Here is a 17344-nt window from a genome sequence, read left to right as displayed (position 1 = left end):
ATGCGCTCCAGGCGCCGCTCGTGCGCCGTCGGCGGCTGCTGAGATGCTGGATGCCATGACCCGGTTCATCGCACTGCTGCGCGGCGTAAACGTCGGAGGGCGCACCATCAAGTCGGCCGAGCTGGCCGAGGTGTTCCGGTCGCTCGGATACGACGGAGTGAAGACCGTGCTCGCCAGCGGCAACGTGGTCTTCGAAGCAGAGGGCGACGCATCCGCTCTGCGTCACGATCTCGAGGCCGCGCTCAGCGAGGCGTTCGGATACGACGCGAAGGTGCACGTGCTCGACACGGATGCGCTTTCGGCCGCCGTGGAGGCGTATCCCTTCCCGGAACGCGACGCGTGGCATCGTTACGTGGTGTTCCTCATCGGGGCGCCCATCGGCGAGGCGACCACCGGGGGGAGCCGGCGACCGGAGGAACTGGACGCAGTGGCGAACCGGGTGCTCTCGCTCGCGCTCGATCCGGCGCTCGTGCAGGTCGCCGACGGCGGTTCCGTGCTGTTCTGGACCGTGGAACGCGGACACACGCTCGACAGCGTGATCGGCAAGGCACTCGGCAGTGGACCGGGCACGGCCCTCACCACCAATCGCAACCTCAACACGCTCAGGAAGCTGCTATGACCGACGCTCGGGCGCACAAGACCTCGGCCGCGGAGACCTCACCGGGCGGCACTGGGGCCGGCTCGGTGGCTGGCACCGCGGCCGGCACGGGCGGCCGGCCGGTGCTGCGACTACCGGACGCCGGCGCCTGGCGTTCCTGGCTCGAGCAGAACCACGCCACCAATGACGGCGTGCAGCTCGCGCTGGCCAAGGGCGGTGCTCCCGGCATCACGTACGCGCAGGCGCTCGACGAGGCGCTCTGCTTCGGCTGGATCGACGGCCGCAAGCAGGGGCTGAGCAACACCGAGTGGCTGCAGACGTTCACGCCGCGACGGGCGCGCAGCCTGTGGTCGAAGCGCAACCGGGAGCACACGGAGCGCCTCGAGCGAGAGGGCCGCATGACGGATGCCGGGCGGGCGGAGGTCGAGCGCGCCAAGACCGACGGGCGATGGGATGCCGCCTACGCCGGCTCGAAGACCATCGAAGTGCCCGCCGATCTCGCCGAGGCCCTGGCCGCGAGCCCACAGGCCGCCACCATGTTCGCGACGTTGACGAGCCAGAACCGCTTCGCCATCCTGTTCCGCATCGGCAACGTGAAGCGGGCGGAGACAAGAGCACGCAAGATCGGCGAGTTCGTCGCCATGCTGGAGCGCGGCGAGACCATCTACCCGCAATTGAGGCGAGAGCCGTGAAAGCTTGCTTTCATGGCCGAGCCGATTGCGCGGGTTGAGCGGCGCAGCGTCTACGTGGCGGCTGACGTGCGCGCCGAGTCGAGGGCAGAGAGGGCGGCGCCGCGGCTGCCTGCCATGTCCAGGTCGGGCACCGTCGCGACGACGGCCACCTCGGCCTGTTCCTCTCGCAGGTTCATGTGCTCTCCGACACGATCGATGAACCACGTGCGGAACTCATCGGTGGCCTCCACCACGCCACCTCCGACGACATAGGCGGTCGGGTCGGTGAAGTTCGACGCGATGTGGAACAGTGCGGCGATGGCGTCAGCCTGTTGTCGGAAGATGCGCAGGCACATCTCGTCGCCCTCTTCGGCAAGCGTGCGCACCCGGTATGTGCGCTCAGCCTCGTCAGGCACCCGATGCAGTGGATGGTCGGGGTAGCGGGTCAGCCAGTACGGCAGCAGGTTCTTCCGGATGCCGGTCAAGGACGCCAGGCTCTCAACGTCTCCGAAGAGGCCGCAGTTGCAGCGTGGGATCGGCTGGTCTTGCTCGAGGATGCCGTCGAGCGGGATCTGAACGTGCCCGAGTTCGCCCGCCATTCCCGAGCGTCCGGTGATCACCGTTCCCGCCTCGACCAATCCACCACCGAGTCCGGTGCCGACGATCGCCGCTACCGACGAGTACAGGGCGCGGGCTGATCCGAAGTACGCATAATGCGCATACAACGCAGCGGCGTTCGCGTCGTTGATGTAGCCCACCGGCAGGCGAAGACGGTGCTCCAGTGCGCCCCGCACATCGAATCCACGCCACTGCGGGCCACTGAAGTTCGTCGCCCCCCGACTCGAGATGACACCGGTGGCACTGGCCGGCCCCGGCGTGTCGAGGCCGACGACACGCACCTGCTCGCGCCCGATTCCGGCTTCGTCGAGGGCGGCGTCCAGCGCCTCCTCCAAGGCGGCGACGGCCGCCACCGGGCCATCGAGCACGCGGCTGGGCGACTCGATCAAGCGATCCACCAGAAATCTGCCATCGGAACGAAGGACCGTCCCCGCATTCGTGGTGCCTCCGCAATCGACGCCGACCACGTACCAGTCCTCGCCCACCGGATACCCCCTTGTCTCCGTGTCCCGACGGTACCAGCCGATGCCGCGCGTGCGCGCCTGCCCTCGGTGGGTTCGCCAGCGCTCAGCGTCCTTCGGGGTACCCGTCCTGGCGCTCTGCCTGCCGTCGCCCACCGGATCAGAACAGGCGAAGGCATCGGCTTGAATGGAGTCGGCCGTGGACACGCACCGTCGGGAAAGGATGTCGCGGTGACCGAAATCTTCAGCGAGAACCTTGCCCAGTGGCGGGCGTACACCGATTCTCCGTGGGCCAGGATCCGGTACGCGACCGTCGCTGACGTGCTGCGGCGGCAGTGCGAAGTACTCGGCGATCGTCTTCGGGTCTTGGATGTCGGCGGCGGTGACGGCATGGACGCGTTACCGCTGGCGAAGGCTGGACACGAGGTCACGATCGTTGATCCGTCGCAGGCGTGGCTGGAGGAGGCAGAGCGTCGCGCGGATGACGAGGGAGCGCGTGTGCGCACGATTCTGGCCGGCCTCGACGACCTGCCGGAGGGCGAGTGGAACCTGGTGCTGTGCCATTTCGTGTTGCGTTACCGCCCTGCTGAGGCGGCAGATCTCGCGGCGCTGGCCGCCCGCGTTCGTGCGGGCGGCCGATTGTCCGTGATCGACGTGAATCCCGCGGGCCACGTGCTGCGGACCCTGCTCAACGACGGACCCCCCGCGGCGGCCACCGAACTGCACGCAGACAGAATGGCGGTCCAGACCTTCAACACCCTTGTTCGTAAAGTCGACCCCGATCGGATTCAGACCGCCGCCGCAGCGGTCGGACTCACTGCGGTGGGCCGCTATGGCCACCGGCTCGCCAATGACCTGCTCACAGACAACTCGGCGAAACACGACGCCGCGTTCTTCGACGAGCTCCTGCGACTCGAACTCGAGCTCTGCGACCGAGAACCGTTCAATCGCATCGGATTCGCGTGGCAGCTGATCTTCGCACGCTGAGGACGGGCTTTCGCTCGTCGCCGCCAGGTGGCAGAGGCGTCATGCCTGAGCAGCCGGAACAGGCCGGCTCCGACACCGAGCTTTGCAATCGAGGCGTGACGGGGGAGAGCTTGCTCTCGCGGCCGAGCGTGCTCCGGTCCTGGTGCCGCATGACCGTGCAGCGCTAGCGTCGAACCATGACTGTGTGGATCTGTGCGACGTGCGGTGTTGAGCACGCCGAGACTTCTCAGCCGCCGGCGGAATGTGCGATCTGCAGCGACGAACGGCAGTGGGTTCCGCGCTCCGGCCAGAGGTGGACCACGGCCGACGCGCTGCGGTCCAGCGGCATCCGCGTCGAACTGCACGAGATCGAGCCCGGCCTCCTCGGCATCACGAGCGAGCCGCAAGTGGGTATCGGGCAGCAGTGCATGCTCGTGACGACGCCGTCGGGAACTCTGCTGTTCGATCCGATCGGCTACGTCGACGAGGATGTCGCGGCGCGCGTGCTCGAGCACGGTCCGGTCATCGCGGTCGCCGCGAGTCATCCGCACATGTACGGCGCGCAGGTGTCGTGGTCGCACGCCCTGGGCGGCGTCCCGGTGTACGTCAACGAGGCCGACGCACGGTGGGTGCGGCGTCAGGATGACGTCATCCGGCTCTTCAGCGGCACCATCGAGCTCGCGCCCGGCCTCGCGCTGCACACGCTGGGCGGGCACTTCCCGGGGAGCACCGCCGCACTCTGGGACGCCGGTGCCGACGGCAAGGGCGTTCTGCTGGCCGGCGACGCGATCTTCCCGAACCCGAACGGCGCATCCGTCTCGTTCATGCGCAGCTACCCCAACCTGCTTCCGCTGTCGGCCGCCGTCGTCGACAGAGTGGCCGGCCGCGCTCTCGCGCTGCGATTCGACAGGCTGTTCAACAACTTCGGCCGCAGCGTTCCCGAGGATGCGCACCGCGTGATCAGGGAGTCCGCCAACCGGTACATGGCCTGGGTGCGCGGCGACCACGACGACCTGACCTAGCAGCCGGGGACGGCTCCGCTCGGAACTGGCGACGGGAGAGGGGTGCGCCCCGATCCGGTCAACCCGCCGCGATGCGTTCGAGGAGCCTCCGGTGGAACCGGGTGTCGTTGGTGACTTCGGGATGGAACGCCGTCCCGAGAAGGTCGCCCTGCTCCACGGCTACCACGCGCCCGTCGGGCAGGGTGGCGAGGGTCGTGACCGCTGCGCCGACCCTTGTGACGACGGGGGCGCGGATGAAGATCGCATGCACCGGTGGCAGGCCGAGCTCGGGGGTCTCGAGATCGGTCTCGAAGGAATCGTTCTGGTTGCCGAATGCGTTGCGGCGCACGGTCACGTCGAGGCCGCCCAGGGTCTGTTGCCCTTGCGCCGCATCGAGCACTTCGGAACTGAGCATGATGAGGCCCGCGCAGGTGCCGTAGACGGGCATCCCCGCCGAGATGCGCGCGATCAGCGGGTCACGCAGACCGAAGGCGCGGCTCAGCTTGTCCATCACCGTCGACTCGCCGCCGGGGATCACGAGACCGTCGACATCGTCGAGCTCTGCCGGCCGACGCACGGGTACGGCATCCGCGCCCAGCCGCCGGAGTACGTTCAGGTGCTCCCGGAAGTCGCCCTGCAACGCAAGGACGCCGACCTTCGGCCGACTACCAGCCACGCTCGGCGAGCCGGTGCGGCGCCGGCATGTCGGCGACGTTGATCCCGACCATGGCCTCGCCCAGCCCGCGCGACGCCTTCGCGATCTCGTCCGGGTCGTCGTAGAACGTGGTCGCCTTGACGATCGCCGCCGCCCGCTTGGAGGGGTCGCCCGACTTGAAGATGCCAGAGCCCACGAAGACCCCGTCGGCGCCGAGCTGCATCATGAGCGCGGCATCCGCAGGGGTGGCGACGCCGCCCGCCGTGAACAGCACGACGGGGAGCCGGCCAGTCTCGGCAACCTCTGCGACGAGCTCGTACGGCGCCTGCAACTCCTTGGCCGCCACATAGAGCTCGTCCTTCGTCTTCGACTTCAGGGCGTTCAGCTCGCCGGTGATCGTGCGGATGTGCCTCGTCGCCTCCGAGACGTCGCCCGTTCCGGCCTCCCCCTTCGACCGGATCATCGCCGCGCCCTCGGTGATGCGGCGCAACGCCTCACCGAGGTTCGTCGCACCGCACACGAAGGGCACGGTGAACGGCCACTTGTCGATGTGATTGACGTAGTCAGCGGGCGAGAGCACCTCGGACTCGTCGATGTAGTCGACGCCGAGCGCCTGCAGCACTTGCGCCTCCACGAAATGCCCGATGCGAGCCTTCGCCATGACGGGGATCGACACGGCGGAGACGATGCCATCGATGAGATCGGGGTCGCTCATGCGGGCGACGCCGCCCTGGGCGCGGATGTCGGCCGGCACGCGCTCGAGCGCCATCACGGCGACCGCACCGGCGTCCTCGGCGATCTTCGCCTGATCGGGTGTGACCACGTCCATGATCACTCCGCCCTTGAGCATCTCAGCGAGACCACGCTTGACTCGGGCGGAGCCGTGCTCCGCATTCTCGGGCTTAGGGCTCTCGGGCATTCTGTTCCTCGTTGGTCTGTCGTGACGGGTCGGTTCCCGCGGCTGGGGGCAGTCGATTATCTCGTGAAGCGTCGGACGTGCGCTGAGTGCGCCCGACGGTCTGCGGCGAGACCGCTACTCGTCGAAGCGAGTCCCCTCCTGAGGCTCGACGGGAGCCGCGCCAGGCAGGTGCCGCGCTCGGAGCACGATGCCGTCGTGAAGGCGTTCGCGGCCGCGAGCCGGAGCGGCGATCTCCAGGGACTCATCGCCGCCCTGAACCTCGCCGTCGTGCTGCGATCCGACGGCGGAGGTGTCGTCACGGCCGCCGCAAACCGGTCTTCGGGGCGGACAGGGTAGCTCGGTCCGTCCTCAGCGTTCTCACCCGGCGGGGTGCGGATCGCCCGCCAAGCGCATCGTCGGTCCGGCGCGCCGCGCGAGGGCGAAGGTGGTGTCAGCGATCGTGCGCTGCATCACGCCGACGGCGGAGGAGGGCTCGACATCCGCCGGCCGCGCGACGTTGATGGTTCTGGTCAGCTTCGGCTCGCGCAGGCGCACCGACCGAAGGCCCGGCCGGTCGATCAGCACCATGGCTGGCACGATCGCGACGCCGAGTCCGCGCTCGACGAAGCGCAGCACGGCATCCATCTCCGCGCCCTCCAGCACGACAGAGGGTGTGAGGCCGGCGGCATCGAAGGCGGCATCCGTCGCTGCGCGCAGATCGTAGGTCGAGCTGAAGACGATCTGCGGCAGCCGGGCGACCTCGGTGAGCGTGACACTCCGGCCGGAGGCGAGCTGCGGCGATGCGGCCGACGAGATCACCACGAGCTCCTCGACCAGCAGCGGGCTCACCGCGAACCGCTCGGCTGTGGTCGCGTCGGAGGTGGTGATCAGCGCGAGGTCGAGCTCGCCTGCGTTCAGCTGATCCAGCAGCTGACGAGAACCGTGCTCGGCCAGATGCAGCTCGATGCCCGGATGCGCCGCATGGAATGCACTGAGCACCTCGGCGACGAGGCTGATGCACAGCGTCGGAGTGGCACCGAGCCGCACGCGTCCACGACGAAGGCCGGCGAGCTCGTCGAGTTCGCGACGCACGGAATCGGCGTCGGCCAGCATCCGTCTCGCCAGAGGCAGGAGCGCCTCGCCTGCCGCCGTCGGCGCACTGCCGCCGCGATCCCGAGTGAGCAGCTGAGCGCCCAGATCCTGCTCCAACGCGTGGATCTGGCGGCTCAGCGACGGTTGAGCGAGGTGCAGCTCCTCGGCCGCCCGCGTGAAGTTGCCGACCCGCACGACCGTCATGAAACCGCGCAGCTGGTCCAGGTTCATATGCATAGCCTACGTGCATGGACACGAGCCGGAAGATGCATTGGACACATCATGGCACCGCTCGTAGCGTCGAATCATGACCACCTCAGAGCAGCAGACCTCGACGAGCGTTCTCGTGATCGGGACCGGCGGATCCGGTCTGCGCGCGGCGATCGAACTCGCCGAGAACGGAACCGACGTGCTCGTGCTCGGCAAGCGCCCGAAGTCGGATGCACACACGTCGCTCGCGGCCGGCGGCATCAACGCCGCGCTCGGCACCATGGACCCCGACGACTCGTGGCAGCAGCACGCTGCCGACACCATCAAGGAGAGCTACCTGCTCGCCGACCCCCGCACCGTGGAGATCGTCACCTCCGGCGCCGCGCGCGGCATCGACGACCTCGAGCGTTACGGGATGCCGTTCGCGCGGGAGGCGGACGGCCGCATCTCACAGCGCTTCTTCGGCGCCCACACCTGGCGGCGCACCGCGTTCGCCGGCGACTACACGGGCCTCGAGATCCAGCGCACCCTCGTCAACCGGGCGGCGCAACTGCACATCCCCATCCTCGACAGCGTCTACGTCACGCGCATCCTCGTCAACGAGGACGGCGCGGTGTTCGGCGCCTACGGGTTCGACGTCGAAGACGGCACGCGTCATCTCATCCACGCGGATGCCGTCATCCTGGCGGCCGGCGGTCACACCCGCATCTGGCGGCGCACGTCGTCACGTCGTGACGAGAACACCGGCGACTCGTTCCGCCTCGCCGTGGAGGCGGGCGCCCGCCTCCGGGATCCCGAGCTGGTGCAGTTCCACCCGTCGGGCATCATCGAGCCCGAGAACGCGGCCGGCACCCTCATCTCCGAGGCGGCGCGCGGCGAAGGCGGCATCCTCACCAACGCGCTCGGCGAACGCTTCATGGCGAAGTACGACCCCGAGCGAATGGAGCTGTCCACCCGCGACCGCGTCGCGCTCGCCTGCTACACCGAGATCAAGGAGGGCCGAGGCACGCCGAACGGCGGGGTGTGGCTGGATGTCTCCCACCTGCCGCGCGAGACGATCATGACCAGGCTGCCGCGCGTGTACCAGACCATGCTCGAGCTGCAGATGCTCGACATCACGAAGGAGCCGATCGAGATCGCGCCGACGGCGCACTACTCGATGGGCGGCGTGTGGGTGCGTCCGGAGGACCACAGCACCGAGGTTCCCGGCCTGTACGCCATCGGCGAGGCATCCTCCGGACTGCACGGAGCCAATCGACTGGGCGGCAACTCGCTGATCGAGCTTCTCGTCTTCGGCAGGATCACCGGCCAGGCCGCCGCCACATACTCGGCGGGGCTGCCCGCCCAGAAGCGGTCGGCTTCCGCGATCGCGTCGGCACGCGCGGAGATCGACTCGTTGCTCGCCTCCGACGGCGCGGAGAACGTGCGAGCCCTGCAGCGCGCCATCCGCAACACCATGACGGAGCACGCGGGCGTGGTGAGGTCGGAGGAAGGGCTGCTCACGGGACTGGCCGAGCTCGACGCTATCGAGGAGCGGATGTCGAACGTCGGGATCCACCCGGACATCGCCGGCTTCCAGGATCTCGCGCATGCGTTCGACCTCAAGTCCTCCGCTCTCGCCGCCAGGGCCACGCTCGAGGCCGCGCTCGAGCGCCGGGAGAGCCGCGGCTGCCACAACCGCAGCGACTACCCCGATCTCGACCCGGCCCTCCAGGTGAACCTCGTGTGGTCGCCGTCGACGGGCGTCGTGCGCGAGCCGATCCCCTCGATTCCGCACGAGATCGCTGAGCTCATCGCGGGCGAGGTGTCGGTGGCGGGCAAGCTCCTGGAGTGAGCGGCGGGGCGTCAGCTGTCGCGGACGATCGTGTACTCCAGGATCGTCGACCCGGTGTCGACGGGGATGCACCCGGTGCGCTCGAGGCGCGTTCGTGCGTACTCCCCGTCGAACAGACGGATGCCGCCGCCCAGCAGCAGGGGCGTGACCATGATGCGCAGGTGGTCGACCAGCCCCAGCCGCAGGAAGGACTGCGCGACGCCGGCTCCACCGATGACCACGATGTCGCCGCCGGCTGTCGCCTTCGCCTGCGCGATCTCCTCCCTGATGTCGCGGATGACCCTGGCGTTCCAGCCCGGTTCCGTCAGCTCGTGCGACACGACGAGCTTCGGCATCCGCCCCATCCTCCTGGCGAACTCGCGCTGCTCCTCCGGCGCGGTCTCGTCGGCCTCGAGCCCCTGCCAGAACCCCGCGTTGAAGTCGAAGTTCGTGCGTCCGTACACGAAGTACGCGGCATCCACGTTCTTGTCCGACCACGCCGACTGCATCTCGGCAGACCAATCGGGGCCGACGAACTCTCCACCGGGGCCGGCGATGTAACCGTCCAGGCTCATGAACATGGCGAGCACGACGTCGCTCATGATGGTGTCCTTCCGTTCCGGGCGTCCTCGCCCACTCGTGAGGTTCTCGACGATCAGTCGGCGCCCGCGCTACTCGGTGCTCAGGCGGACGGCTCAGGCGGACGGCTCAGGCGCGGCGGCAACCACCGCGAGCACGTCCTCTCCGTACGTCTCCAGCTTCTTGGTACCCACACCCGACACCTGCGCGAGCTCGTCCAACGTCCTCGGCCGTCGCGAGGCCACGCCGCGCAGCGTGGCATCGCCGAACACGATGTACGCCGGCACGCCCTGCTCGCGGGCCTGCTCTGCCCGCCAGGCTCGCAGCGCTTCGAAGAGTGGATGCGCGGCATCCGTCAGCGTCTCAACACTCGCCTTCGAACCCCTCGACCGCGGCGCCCGCTCCGCCTGCTGACGCAAGGGCACCCGCCGGGAGCCGTTCAGCACCTCGGCGCTGGCCGGGGTGATGGCGAGCGTGCCGTAGCCGTCGTCGTTGACGGCCAGCAGGCCCTGCGCGAGCAGCTGCCTGACGACACCCCGCCACTGCTGGTCGCTGAGGTCGGCGCCGATGCCCCACGTGCTGATGCCGTCGTGCTGGTACTGGTCGACCCTCGGCGTACGCTTGCCGCGCAGGATGTCGATGAGGTGGCCCGCACCGAACCTCTGATTGCGCTCTCGGGCGAGCCGCACGACGGTGGAGAGCAGCTTCTGGGCGGGGATCGTGCCGTCCCACGTCTGCGGCGGGTTGAGGCACGTGTCGCAGTTGCCGCACGCTTCGGAGTCCTGCCCGAAGTACTGCAGCAGGTTCTGCCTCCTGCAGTGCACCGTCTCGCACAGGGCGAGCATGGCGTCGAGGTGGGCCGACATGCGCCTGCGGTGCGCGAGGTCTCCGGGAGACTCCTCGATCATGCGGCGCTGCTGCACCACGTCTTGCAGGCCGTATGCGAGCCACGCCACCGCGGGCTCGCCGTCGCGTCCGGCACGCCCGGTCTCCTGGTAGTAGCCCTCGACGGACTTGGGGAGGTCGATGTGCGCGACGAAACGCACGTCGGGCTTGTCGATGCCCATACCGAAAGCGATGGTCGCGACGATGACGACGCCGTCTTCGCGGAGGAACCGGGACTGCGTGCGGGCGCGCGTGCCGGCATCCAACCCGGCGTGATACGGCATGGCGTCGATGCCGTTCTGCCGCAGGTGCTCGGCGGTCTGCTCGACGGTCTTGCGGCTCAGCGCGTAGACGATGCCCGACGCGGGGCCCTCTCCATCACCACCGCCGAACTCGCCCTTGATGAACGAGACCAGCTGTCGTCTCACGTCGTTCTTCTCGACGATGCGGTACTGGATGTTGGGTCGGTCGAAGCTCGCGACGAAGTGCTCGGCGCCCGTCAGCGCCAGTCGCTCGGTGATCTCCCTGTGGGTCGCCTCCGTCGCCGTGGCGGTGAGCGCGATGCGGGGAACGCCGGGCCACCGTCTGGCGAGCTCCGAAAGCCCGAGGTAGTCGGGTCGGAAGTCGTGACCCCATTGCGAGACGCAGTGCGCCTCGTCGATCGCGAACAGCGCGATGGTTCCCCTGGCCAGCAGCTGTTTCGTCTGCTCGGAGGCCAGGCGCTCCGGTGCGACGTAGAGCAGGTCGAGCTCACCGCGCAGATACGCGCGCTCCACGGATGCCCGCTTGAGCCCGTCCTGTGTCGAGTTGAGGAACGCGGCGCGCACCCCGACGGCGTTGAGCGCCGCCACCTGGTCGTGCATGAGCGCGATGAGCGGGGAGACGACGATGCCGGTGCCCTCCCGCACGATGGACGGCACCTGGTAGCACAGGCTCTTGCCCGCCCCGGTCGGCATGAGCACGACGGCGTCTCCGCCGGAGATCAGGCGATGGATGACGGCCGCCTGGTCGCCCCGGAAGCCCTCGTAGCCCCAGACGGTGCGCAGCACGTCGAGCGGATCCGCGCCCACCATGCGACGAACGGATGCGCGTTCCAGTTCGGCCTCGAACCGGTCGGCGCCCGCGTCGCGCGCATCACCCGCGGCAGCGGCGCTCGACCGTCCAGCACCACCTGCCCCCTGGCTCTGCAGCGGCTCCGGGCCGTAGTCGTCGTCGGGCGGGACGAGCTCGTCGGGATCCCAGTCAGCGTTCCAGTCGGCCGAATCCGCAGCCAGGCGTTCGAAGGATTCGGGAATGCTCACCGGTCAAGGCTAACCGTGGCCTCCGACGCGAGGGGCGCCTCCGCCCGAAGCTGTGCGAAACCGCCCGGCGGCCGGCCGGGCCGCGGCTGCTACTACGCTGGAAGCATCCACACGCGATGGGGAGCTTCATGACCGAACGCGGCATTCGCGCGGTCCGCGGCACCGCGGCCGCGACCTTCGCCGTCTTCGTCGCAGCGCTCTTCCATCAGGCTGCGGGCGGCGGCCTCCCCTCCACTCTGGCGGTCGTGCTGTCGCTGGCGTTCGCCGTTCCGCTCTGCGTCGCTCTCGCGGGGCGACGCATCGCGCTGTGGCGACAGGCGGCATCCGTCGCCGTCAGCCAGCTGCTGCTGCACCTGCTGTTCGGACTCGGATCCGATGCGACGGGAACCTCGCTCGAAGCCCCTGCCGGACACGTGCACGCCGGATCGCACATCGGGGTCGTGATGGGTTCTTCCATGCCCATGCACCACGACACTCCGCTGATGTTCGCGGCACATGGCGCGGCCGCCGTCGTGACCCTCGTCGCGCTCTCCCAGGGCGAGCGCACGTTGCGGACGCTGGCCAACTTCACGGTTCTGCTGGTGACGTCGATCGCCACGCTCGTCGTCGCGCCCGTCGCCGGACCGGCACGGATGCCCGTGCAGACGCGTCCGGTCACCCTCGCGCCCCCGACACGCGTGCTCGGTGCGCTGCGTCACCGCGGTCCGCCACTGGTCGCCTAGGTCGCATCCGGCGGTGCTGGATGTGACCGGCGGCTCGCCCGCAGCATTCCGCATCCACGTCGTGCCCGGATTCTCACTGCTTCTCTCCGGATGCGCTTTGGATGCATCCCCGCGTCGACCACGGCTGACGGCCGTCCTCGACCACGCCCTGCTGCCGGCGCGCCCGATCAGCGTCCATGCCCTTCCGTGCCACCGCGCACACATCGACCAGAGAGAATCATGACCAAGAAACGCACCATCGCGGCCACAGGCGCGGCCCTCGTCGCCGCAGCAGCACTGGCACTCGCCGCTCCGCTGGCGGCAAGCGCCCACGTTCGCATCGACCCCGACCAGGCCTCGGCCGGTGGCTACTCCGTGCTCACGTTCCGGGTTCCCACCGAGTCCGCCACCGCCGGAACGGTCAAGCTCGAGGTGGATCTGCCGACCGAGACCCCGTTCACCTCCGTCTCGTACCAGCCGGTGGCCGGCTGGTCGGCGGAGGTGACGACGTCGAAGCTCGCGAAGCCGGTGAAGATCTCCGGGGCCACCGTCACGGAAGCACCGACGAAGATCGTCTGGACGGCCGATCCCGGCGTCTCCATCGAGCCGGGCCAATTCCAGGAGTTCAGCGTCTCGGCGGGCATCGTGCCCGACACCGGCAAGATCATGCTGCCTGCCATCCAGACCTATTCGGACGGTTCGGTCGTGAAGTGGGACGAGCCGACGCCGGCGTCGGGCGCCGAGCCGGAGCATCCGGCGCCCACGCTGTACATCAACGACGCACCACCGACGGGCACCACTCCGACGGTCGTGAGCAGCACGCCCGCGCCTTCGGTCTCCAGCGGCTCTTCGGTGGATGCCGCCGCGCTCGGCATGGGCATTGCCGGAGTGGTGCTCGCGCTGGGCGCCCTGGTCGTGGCGGTGCTCGCGCTCGCTCGACGGCCTGGGCCCAGGGCCGCGTCGGATGACGACACCTCGGGAGCGGCGGCCACCGCGTCGACGACCACCACAGGCAAGGATCGCGCCTGATGCGCACGCGTTCTGCCCGGCCGGCATCCCGTGGAAGCCGCGCGGTCCGCCGATGGACGCCCGGATCGAACGGGGTATCGGTGCGCGGATCGAAGCGCGGATCGGTGGGCGGCTCGTTACGCCGACCGCTGCTCCGGTCGGTGCTCGGGCTGGCCGCGGTCGTCGCCCTTGCGGCGGCCGCGGCCGTCGGCCCGCTCCTGGCCACCCCGGCGAGTGCGCATGACTATCTGGTCGACAGTTCGCCGAAAGCCGGCTCCACCCAGACGACGCCGATCCACAGCGTCAAGCTCACGTTCGACGATGTCGTGCTCGACCTGTCCAAGTCCGGCCCCGGCGGACTGCTGCAGGTGACGGGGCCGGATGGCCGTTCCACGCATTTCGAGACGGCGTGCCCCACCATCAGCGACCGCAACATCAGCGTTCCGGTCGCACTCGGCGAGGCGGGCAAGTATCTGGTGACCTGGCAGATCGTCTCGGCCGACGGCCATGTCGTTTCCGATTCGATCAGCTTCACCTACGCGCCGCCCGCCGGGACGAAGGCCGCTGCCGGCTCGGCGGCGAGCCCCTGCAAGAGCGCGGGTGCCACGGCCGCGCCGACCGCGGGGGCCGGCACGGCCGAGGGGACGGTGAACGCCGGGGCGATCGTGATCGTCGTCGTGATCGTCGGTGCCATCGTGCTGCTCGCCGTCGCCGCGGTCGTGGTGATCCTGCTCACGAGACGTCGCCGCGAGGAGTGACCGACGTGGATGCCGCGACGCGATACTGGAACGCATGTCCACCCACCTGATCACCGGCGCGTCCTCCGGCATCGGCTCCGCGCTCGCCGCGGCGCTGCACGACAGGGGCGACGAGCTCGTGCTGCTCGCCCGGAACGACGAGCGCGCAGCGCAGCTGTCAGCACGGTTCCCAGGGGCGACCACCCTGATCGGAGACCTGGAGCGTCCGGAGTCGCTCGCGGCATCCCTGGAGGGACGGATTCCCACCGCTCTCGACTACCTGCTCCACGTCGCAGGGGTGGTCGACCTCGGGCCCGTCTCCTCGTTGCCCGTCGACGTGTGGCGGCGCACGCTCGACGTGAACCTGGTGGCGCCTGCCGAGCTCACGCGCCTTGCGCTGCCGGCGCTGCGCGCGGCATCCGGACGCGTCGTCTTCGTCAACTCGGGCGCCGGCCTCGCCGCATCGCCCGACTGGACCGCGTACGCCGCAAGCAAGTTCGGCCTTCGCGCCGTCGCCGACGCACTGCGAGCCGAGGAGCGCGCAGCCGGGGTGCGAGTGACGAGCGTGTATCCGGGCCGCACGGCCACCCCGATGCAGCAGAAGGTGCACGAGCAGGAGGGCGTCGAGTACGACGAGGCGGAGTGGATCCGTCCCGAGTCGGTGGTGGCCGCGATCCTCACCGCGCTGGATCTGCCGCGCGACGCCGACCTCACCGACGTGCGGGTACGCCCTGGCGCGTAAGCGAGGGAGGGGCTTCCCTCGCCGCTTGAGGAGCGGTGTGCGGCTTCCCGGCCTGGCTACCGCCAGCTGATCACGGCGTTCTCGACGAGGTTCAGGAGCAGGAAGAACACGGCCTGACCGCCGAGTGCCGTGCCGGCGCCGGCGAGGCCCTTGGGCGCGCCGCGCCTCAGCAGTGCGACGATGCCGAGCACGAGCGCGGCGGCGCCGAGGATGCCCACCAGCGACATCCCGGCGATGTTCACGAGCGTGTACGGAATCCCTGACCCGGCGAACCGCACGAGCAGAATCTGCACGAGCGACTGCATCATGCTGACGAGCACCGTGGCGAGGCCTGCCGCGAACGAGACGACGCCGAGGGTGTTGCGCGCAGCGGGCTGGTACGGCTCGGGGGCCTGCGGCAGCGGGGGATCCGGCTGGTAGTGGCTCATGCTTCGACCCTGTCATGGCATGTGCGAGGAGCAAAGATCCGAAAGGGATCGAGCCCGGGCGTCGCGACTATAGTTGTTTCACAACAAGCAACTACTTTGGCCGACGTGCCGCTCCTCGGCCGCCGCCGCACCGTTCCTGGAGTTCCGTGACAGCCGCTACCACACCACCGCCATCCCGCGCCATCTTCAGCAAGGAGCACCCGCACTACAAGTGGGTCGCGCTGAGCAACACCACGCTCGGCATGCTCATGGCCACGATCAACTCGTCGATCGTGATCATCTCGCTGCCCGCCATCTTCAAGGGCATCAAGCTGAACCCACTCGGCGCGGGCAACGTGAGCTACCTGCTCTGGATGCTCATGGGCTACATGCTCGTCACCGCCGTTCTCGTCGTGACGTTCGGTCGTCTGGGCGACATGTACGGCCGCGTGCGCATCTACAACCTCGGCTTCGTGGTCTTCACGGTGGGTTCCATCGCGCTGGCGTTCGATCCATTCACGAGCGGGCCGGGAGCCATGTGGCTCATCGCATGGCGCTTCGTGCAGGGCATCGGCGGCGCGATGCTGTTCGCGAACTCCACGGCGATCCTGACGGATGCCTTTCCCCCGCACCGCAGGGGCATGGCGCTCGGCATCAACCAGGTGGCGGCGATCGCCGGCAGCTTCATCGGCCTCATCGTCGGCGGTCTTCTCGCCGTCGTCGACTGGCGCGCCGTGTTCTTCGTAAGCGTTCCGATCGGCGTCATCGGCACCATCTGGTCGTACATCTCCCTCAAGGAGGTCGGAACCAAGAACCCCGGCAAGCTGGACTGGCCTGGCAACATCACGTTCGCCGTCGGGCTGGCCGCGCTGCTCACGGCGATCACGTACGGCATACAGCCCTACGGCGACAGCTCCACCGGGTGGGGCAACCCGTGGGTGATCGGCGGGATCGCCGGCGGCATCGTCCTGCTTGTCGTGTTCGCGTTCATCGAGCTGCGGGCGAAGGCGCCCATGTTCAACATGCGGCTGTTCCGCATCCGCGCGTTCGCCATGGCCAACCTCGCGGGGCTGCTGGCATCCGTCGGCCGGGGCGGTCTGCAGTTCATGCTCATCATCTGGCTGCAGGGCATCTGGCTTCCGCTGCACGGCTTCAACTACGCCGACACGCCGCTCTGGGCCGGCATCTACATGCTGCCGATCACGATCGGGTTCCTCATCGCCGGCCCGCTCTCCGGCGTGCTGTCCGATCGGTTCGGCGCCCGGTTCTTCGCGACGCTCGGTCTCGTGATCGTCGCCGTCACGTTCGTGCTGCTCCTGATCATCCCGGTGAACTTCGAGTACTGGCAGTTCGCGATCATCACGGGACTCTCCGGCATCGGCTCCGGCATGTTCGGCGCACCGAACCGCACTGCGATCATGAACAGCGTGCCCGCGAATCAGCGAGGCGCGGCATCCGGCATGGCGGGCACGGTGCAGAACGCCGGCACGTCGCTGTCGATCGGGCTGTTCTTCTCGCTGCTGATCTCCGGGCTCGCCAGCTCGCTGCCCAGCGCGCTCTACAGCGGGCTGACCTCGCACGGCGTTCCGACGGCCGCTGCGCAGAAGATCTCCGAGCTACCGCCGGTCGGCAGCGTCTTCGCCGCGTTCCTCGGCTACAACCCGATCCAGAGCCTGCTCGGCCCGACGGGCGTGCTCGCCAAGCTGCCCGCATCCGACGCCGCCGCGCTCACGGGCAAGGAGTTCTTCCCACAGCTCATCCAGCAGCCGTTCCACGACGGTCTCGTCGTGGTGTTCGTCGCGGCGGCCATCATGTCGCTCATCGGCGCCATTGCCTCGTTCAGCCGCGGCAAGAAGTTCGTGCACGTCGACACCGTGCCGACCGCCATCGGTCACGGCGACGACGAGGCGGTCGCTGCTCGCGCGACGCACGCGATCGCGTCCGGCTCCATGTCAGCCTCGGCTCCCACCGGGCCGGATGCGTCCGGTGGCGCCTAGAACC

The 17344-nt window shown here is 69.0% G+C and carries 17 protein-coding genes; 10 read left to right on the top strand and 7 right to left on the bottom strand.

Features of this window, described 5'->3' with window-relative positions:
* The first annotated feature begins 55 nt into the window (after positions 1-55).
* On the top strand, positions 56-619 hold the full coding sequence (locus tag VHB92_RS15640) for a DUF1697 domain-containing protein (protein ID WP_325454695.1): 564 nt from the start codon (positions 56-58) through the stop codon (positions 617-619).
* Entirely contained in the window at positions 616-1290 is a 675-nt protein-coding gene (locus VHB92_RS15635; protein WP_325454694.1) for a YdeI/OmpD-associated family protein, read from the top strand. The genes VHB92_RS15640 and VHB92_RS15635 overlap by 4 nt, the downstream gene beginning before the upstream one ends.
* A 50-nt stretch (positions 1291-1340) precedes the next feature.
* On the opposite strand, the gene VHB92_RS15630 is transcribed toward VHB92_RS15635, so the two are convergent.
* Positions 1341-2555, bottom strand: a complete 1215-nt coding sequence (locus VHB92_RS15630) for an ROK family protein (protein WP_325454693.1) — start codon at positions 2553-2555, stop codon at positions 1341-1343.
* 24 nt (positions 2556-2579) lie between these two features.
* On the opposite strand from VHB92_RS15630, the gene VHB92_RS15625 reads away from it, so the two are divergent.
* Together VHB92_RS15625 and VHB92_RS15620 are read left to right on the top strand one after the other, a co-directional pair.
* Entirely contained in the window at positions 2580-3335 is a 756-nt protein-coding gene (locus VHB92_RS15625) for a methyltransferase domain-containing protein (RefSeq protein ID WP_325454692.1), read from the top strand.
* A 176-nt stretch (positions 3336-3511) separates the two neighbouring features.
* A complete protein-coding gene (locus VHB92_RS15620; RefSeq protein ID WP_325454691.1) occupies positions 3512-4336 on the top strand; it encodes a hydrolase in 825 nt (274 codons plus the stop codon).
* Between the two features lie 58 nt (positions 4337-4394).
* On the opposite strand, the gene pdxT is transcribed toward VHB92_RS15620, so the two are convergent.
* The 3 genes from pdxT to VHB92_RS15605 form a co-directional block, all read right to left on the bottom strand.
* Entirely contained in the window at positions 4395-4991 is a 597-nt protein-coding gene (gene pdxT / locus VHB92_RS15615; protein WP_325454690.1) for a pyridoxal 5'-phosphate synthase glutaminase subunit PdxT, read from the bottom strand.
* Positions 4981-5889, bottom strand: a complete 909-nt coding sequence (pdxS, locus tag VHB92_RS15610) for a pyridoxal 5'-phosphate synthase lyase subunit PdxS (RefSeq protein ID WP_325454689.1) — start codon at positions 5887-5889, stop codon at positions 4981-4983. Before pdxS ends, pdxT begins: the two co-directional genes overlap by 11 nt.
* A 357-nt stretch (positions 5890-6246) precedes the next feature.
* Positions 6247-7197 carry a LysR family transcriptional regulator gene (locus tag VHB92_RS15605; RefSeq protein WP_325454688.1) on the bottom strand — a complete coding sequence of 317 codons (951 nt, stop codon included), beginning with the start codon at positions 7195-7197 and terminating at the stop codon, positions 6247-6249.
* Positions 7198-7267: 70 nt separating this feature from the next.
* Between VHB92_RS15605 and VHB92_RS15600 the strand changes: the two genes are divergently transcribed.
* The gene (locus VHB92_RS15600; RefSeq protein ID WP_325454687.1) at positions 7268-9004 is read left to right on the top strand and encodes an L-aspartate oxidase; all 1737 of its coding nucleotides are present in this window, start codon (positions 7268-7270) and stop codon (positions 9002-9004) included.
* Between the two features lie 11 nt (positions 9005-9015).
* Here the strand turns inward: VHB92_RS15600 and VHB92_RS15595 are convergent, their stop codons facing one another.
* The gene (locus tag VHB92_RS15595) at positions 9016-9585 is read right to left on the bottom strand and encodes a dihydrofolate reductase family protein (RefSeq protein ID WP_325454686.1); all 570 of its coding nucleotides are present in this window, start codon (positions 9583-9585) and stop codon (positions 9016-9018) included.
* 93 nt (positions 9586-9678) lie between these two features.
* A complete protein-coding gene (gene recQ / locus VHB92_RS15590; protein WP_325454705.1) occupies positions 9679-11520 on the bottom strand; it encodes a DNA helicase RecQ in 1842 nt (613 codons plus the stop codon).
* Between the two features lie 356 nt (positions 11521-11876).
* On the opposite strand from recQ, the gene VHB92_RS15585 reads away from it, so the two are divergent.
* From VHB92_RS15585 to VHB92_RS15570, 4 genes are all read left to right on the top strand, one after another.
* Positions 11877-12470: a hypothetical protein gene (locus VHB92_RS15585; protein WP_325454685.1), complete on the top strand. Its 594-nt coding sequence runs from the start codon at positions 11877-11879 to the stop codon at positions 12468-12470.
* 219 nt (positions 12471-12689) lie between these two features.
* Positions 12690-13478, top strand: coding sequence for a YcnI family protein (locus tag VHB92_RS15580; protein ID WP_325454684.1), 789 nt, complete (start codon positions 12690-12692; stop codon positions 13476-13478).
* Entirely contained in the window at positions 13478-14215 is a 738-nt protein-coding gene (locus VHB92_RS15575; protein WP_325454683.1) for a copper resistance CopC family protein, read from the top strand. The genes VHB92_RS15580 and VHB92_RS15575 overlap by 1 nt, the downstream gene beginning before the upstream one ends.
* A 34-nt stretch (positions 14216-14249) precedes the next feature.
* Positions 14250-14936: an SDR family oxidoreductase gene (locus tag VHB92_RS15570; RefSeq protein ID WP_325454682.1), complete on the top strand. Its 687-nt coding sequence runs from the start codon at positions 14250-14252 to the stop codon at positions 14934-14936.
* A 56-nt stretch (positions 14937-14992) separates the two neighbouring features.
* On the opposite strand, the gene VHB92_RS15565 is transcribed toward VHB92_RS15570, so the two are convergent.
* Positions 14993-15364, bottom strand: coding sequence for a hypothetical protein (locus VHB92_RS15565; protein WP_325454681.1), 372 nt, complete (start codon positions 15362-15364; stop codon positions 14993-14995).
* A 146-nt stretch (positions 15365-15510) separates the two neighbouring features.
* Here VHB92_RS15565 and VHB92_RS15560 point away from each other — a divergent pair, with 146 nt between their 5' ends.
* Positions 15511-17340 carry an MFS transporter gene (locus VHB92_RS15560; RefSeq protein ID WP_325454680.1) on the top strand — a complete coding sequence of 610 codons (1830 nt, stop codon included), beginning with the start codon at positions 15511-15513 and terminating at the stop codon, positions 17338-17340.
* Positions 17341-17344 lie beyond the last annotated feature (4 nt).

Origin of the sequence: Humibacter sp. (genome assembly GCF_035547335.1) — a bacterium.
Classification (GTDB): Bacteria; Actinomycetota; Actinomycetes; order Actinomycetales; family Microbacteriaceae; genus Humibacter.
Note: the sequence above shows the minus strand (reverse complement) of the source record. Positions and strands in the feature narration are given on the sequence as shown.